We start from the raw sequence: 4,147 nt of genomic DNA on the forward strand, positions 1-4,147 counted from the left end.
CGCGTTGGCAATCCCTCTTGAGCCGTTTGTTATGCAAATTCAATAAGATAAACTGACTTTACTCGATCAAAAGCCACCATTGCAATGGTTGAGTGATTCAAGAATCAACCCAAGCAAGAACTGTGATAAATAAGCTGCCAAAACAAAGCCCACCTTTCAGCAACAAACCAAGCTTTTGAATCAGGAAAACTCAACGAGCGAAAACTTCAGCAAAAGCAAAATATTCGATTAACTTGCCCTTTCCACACTTTGCGCCCACAAGATTCACAACACGCCAGCGCTAAAACTGATTGAGGCAAACAAAGAACCTTGCCTGTTTCACGGTTTGAGTGAACCACGAATCTGAGGGTAAAAGTACTCATTTGCCGACAACACAAAACGAACGGCCGGAGAAATCTAAAAAGATTGAACCCCTAAATTTCCCTGAGTTGCATAACGCCCAATTAAGGGGTGAGCAACGCTACCACCCAACCTAACGCATTGTACCGTAACCATTAAAATTGAAGTAGAAGCAAAAATGCCAAGCGTTGGGAATCCCTCTTAAATTGTTTGTTAGCTTTTTATTGCTAAAGATTTACTTTTAGCCTACAAATTTTTATTCAACCATTTTATCGTATGATCTCTCATGTCGTTGGAAAAATAATGCGATTCATCAGCTAAATTGAACTCAATTTCAGTATTATTTTTATCGTATTTACTCTTCATTTTTTCATAAAAGTCCTTCGCGAAATTGGCAGGAACCCAATCATCTTTCTCGCCATTTATAATCAACATAGGGCGACTTTCATTTTCTATAAGATACAAACATGGATCAATCTCTGCCATATACCTAATAGCCAACTCCTCATCATCACTAAGAATCTTATTCACCGAGTCTGCTTCTAAGGCGAACTTCTCCAAACCGACAAAATCAGGAGAGCCGAGAATTGGTACTGCAACTTTAATCAGTTGATTTTGGGTCAAAGAATAAAATGTGGACATTGCGCCCATAGAGATACCCACAACCGCAATCCTCGATCGATCAATCCGAATATCTTCCTGATAGTGATCAATGAGTGTATTTATGTCATCTGAATTCTGCTTGATAACCCCCGTCATTCTTTTAATAAAGCTCGAATGACTACTGACATTTTGAGCATTACCATCATCTCTTTCGCCGTGTTTATCTGCATCAAAGCAGATAACAGAGTAACCCTGAAGAGCTAAATTTAAAGCTAGATTAGAACCTTCATATTTATCATCGTTCCACCCATGACAGATGATGACTAAAGGATTATTTACCGACTCTTTTTTACAATAGAGTAGATATACAATCTCACCCATCTTACTTTTTTCTACTACAACACCTTCCATGAACGCCCCATATATTCAATATATTCGTTTACGAGCACAAACAAACCGTCAGGCTTCAGAAAACAGCTAACGCCCGGCTAAGGGGTTGACAACGCACCGCCGAACTTAAAAAACACACTGTAAACACTGAATTTCAATTTTGCACTAAAGTCGCCAAGCGTTGGCAATCCCTCTTGAGCCGTTTGTTATGCAAATTCAATGAGATAAACTGACTTTACTCGATCAAAAACCACAATTGCAATGGTTAAGTAATTCAAGAACCAACCCAAGCAAGAGCCGTGATAAATAAGCCGCAAAAACAAAGCCCACCGTTCAACAACAAACAAAGCTTTTGAATGAGACAAACTCAACAAGCAAGACTTTCAGTAAATGCGAAATGATCGAATAACTTGCCCTTTCCACACTTTGCGCCCACAAGATTCACAACACGCCAACGCTAAAACTGATTGAGGCAAACAAAGAACTTTGCCTGTTTTACGGTTTGAGTAAACCACGAATTTGAGGGTAAAAATGCTCATTTGCCGACAACACAAAACGAATGGCCGGAGAAATCCCAAAAGATTGAACCCCTAAATTTACCTGAGTTGCATAACGCCCGGCTAAGGGGTTGACAACGCACCACCGAACTTAAAAAACACACTGTAAACACTGAACTTCAATTTTGTACTAAAGTCACCACGCGTTGGCAATCCCTCTTGAGCCGTTTGTTATGCAGCATTAACCTCGATGTTTATTTCTTTCTGCAACTCACATGCGAAGAGTTCTATGGAATCTAGAGCAGCATGGAGCTCACTAAAATCCAAGTGGTGATGCTTACCCTCAATCGTTTTACCGTTGCGGTGCACTATATCGTGCCTAACATCTTTAATTTTATTTACTTTCGCATAGTCAACTGACAACTTTTTGCCTAATACTTGCTCAAAAATAACCATCACTTTGGGGATATTATGAAACAGAACTTCCTCGGAAAGCTTTTTCGTTGCTAACGTCTGAATAGTCATATTTTGGGAGTATAAGTCGCCCAAACCAAAACGACTTTTCTTGAGCTGCTCAACGTTAAAAATTGCATTTTTTAAGAACTTATCATTTTCATTAATAAGAGTTTTCAACGTATCACCAAGGAAGGCTTCCAACAATGTAACCGCATAAGCGTAAGTCATATTTATAACTAGTTTATTTGTGCTGAAATTCCCAAAACTATTTGATTGATTTAAGTTGGATTGAGCCATTTTCCTCAACGAATCTAGCTGTTCAGTAAACTCATGATGAAGTTCTGAGGAACCATTTCTTACTAACCAATCTATTTCAGCTTGCCATTCAGCAGCATCATATTCAGCTTGCTTTATATCGTAATATTCACGCTCTAGTTGCTGCCACTCACTCGAACTCTCATCCAATGTTTCATCTTCAAGATGATCTCGGATCCATAACTCTGCTCTTTGAGTTTCAAGATCGAACATGTGCTCTTTAAGTGAACTCATTTGCCATCTCCTAATTCAAAACTGCTGCATAACGCCCGGCTAAGGGGTTGACAACGCACCGCCAGACTCAAAAAACACACCTTAAACACTGAACTTCAATTTTGCACTAAAGCCGCCAAGCGTTGGCAATCCCTCTTGAGCCGTTTGTTAGCCGACATCTACACGATAGAGTGCATTAGCTGGCTTTTCTACGAAATACGACCAAACATGCTTATACACTTCGTGCTGGTTTGGAAATGGAGCCAATCCAAGAGCTTCGTCTAAACTGCACCACTTATACTCTGTATGTTCTTCATTTAAAATCACCCCTTGCTCTGGTGGGCACATCACTACGAAAACAGGTATGAGCTGAATAACATTAACACTGGCTTCGTAGAATTGTTCTAGAAACTGAGCATTATATAGGGGTGAAGCCTCAATTTGTGTTTCTTCTCTAAACTCTCGAGTGATGGCGTCAATGCCTGTTTCGCCTTGTTCAATTGAACCTGCAACATGACACCAGAAGCCACCTTTTACTCGCTTCATAAGTAGAAGCTTCATTTCACCATCAATTTCCGAGACTGCCACCCCTGAAACAACAGATGAATTTAATGGAATCATATTTACCTCTGAATTTGAAATTTTCGCTTGTCGGCTAACGCCGCGTTAAGGGGTGAGTAACGCAACTACCAACTCACCGCATTGCACTAAAAACTAATAAATTCAACGCATAATGAAAATGCTACGCGTTGCGAATCCCTCTTAAACGCTTTGTTAACTGGCCGATCCCAAATGCCAAAAGTACCAATATTTTTAAGCTGCCTGTGCGGCAGTGAACACTTTCGCAGCATGTATGTGAACATCCCCAATTTTCTAAGCTGCCTGTGCGGCAGTGAACAAGAAAGATTTGACGCTGAAAATGAATAAAAATTTCTAAGCTGCCTGTGCGGCAGTGAACTGAGTGACTTGTTACCTGTGCCGCTGGTGTATTTTCTAAGCTGCCTGTGCGGCAGTGAACATCAGTTTCTTTTTAGCTATGCAGAGGAGAACTTTCTAAGCTGCCTGTGCGGCAGTGAACTTTGACTTGGTGAAGGCTCTGCCACCAGAGGCTTTCTAAGCTGCCTGTGCGGCAGTGAACTATGAAACTTTATCAGTAACCTATTGTTAATAATGGTAATTACATCAAATTTTTCAAAATAACCTTTTATTTTTCACTCGATTTATTATTAATATAAATCAATAACTTAAAATTCAACGAAAAAATATGGGTAATTTCATTGCCAGTTAACGCCCGCTTAAGGGGCTGACAACGCTACTACCAAGTTTCCGCACAA

Annotated in this window: 3 protein-coding genes and 1 CRISPR repeat array; all 3 genes read right to left on the reverse strand. The window is 40.1% G+C overall.

Features of this window, described 5'->3' with window-relative positions; all coding sequences use genetic code 11:
- Window positions 1–585: 585 nt before the first annotated feature.
- The 3 genes from AACT18_RS17120 to AACT18_RS17130 all read right to left on the reverse strand — a co-directional run bounded on the left by AACT18_RS17120 (window position 586) and on the right by AACT18_RS17130 (window position 3,434).
- The gene (locus AACT18_RS17120; RefSeq protein WP_094144223.1) at window positions 586–1,353 is read right to left on the reverse strand and encodes an alpha/beta hydrolase family protein; all 768 of its coding nucleotides are present in this window, start codon (window positions 1,351–1,353) and stop codon (window positions 586–588) included.
- A gap of 707 nt (window positions 1,354–2,060) precedes the next feature.
- Complete coding sequence (locus tag AACT18_RS17125; protein WP_094144222.1) at window positions 2,061–2,834, reverse strand: hypothetical protein; 774 nt, start codon at window positions 2,832–2,834, stop codon at window positions 2,061–2,063.
- 147 nt (window positions 2,835–2,981) lie between these two features.
- Window positions 2,982–3,434: an NUDIX hydrolase gene (locus tag AACT18_RS17130; protein WP_094144221.1), complete on the reverse strand. Its 453-nt coding sequence runs from the start codon at window positions 3,432–3,434 to the stop codon at window positions 2,982–2,984.
- 189 nt (window positions 3,435–3,623) lie between these two features.
- A CRISPR array of direct repeats spans window positions 3,624–3,951; the repeat unit is 28 nt; unit sequence TTTCTAAGCTGCCTGTGCGGCAGTGAAC.
- The last annotated feature ends 196 nt before the right edge of the window (window positions 3,952–4,147 follow it).

Source organism: Vibrio sp. V04_P4A5T148 (assembly GCF_963875605.1).
GTDB lineage: Bacteria > Pseudomonadota > Gammaproteobacteria > Enterobacterales > Vibrionaceae > Vibrio > Vibrio anguillarum.

Excerpts from the sequence above, each read along its gene's own strand:
- AACT18_RS17130 (WP_094144221.1), bottom strand. The coding sequence starts at position 3,434 with ATGATTCCATTAAATTCATCTGTTGTTTCAGGGGTGGCAGTCTCGGAA.
- AACT18_RS17120 (WP_094144223.1), bottom strand. The coding sequence starts at position 1,353 with ATGGAAGGTGTTGTAGTAGAAAAAAGTAAGATGGGTGAGATTGTATAT.
- AACT18_RS17125 (WP_094144222.1), bottom strand. The coding sequence starts at position 2,834 with ATGAGTTCACTTAAAGAGCACATGTTCGATCTTGAAACTCAAAGAGCA.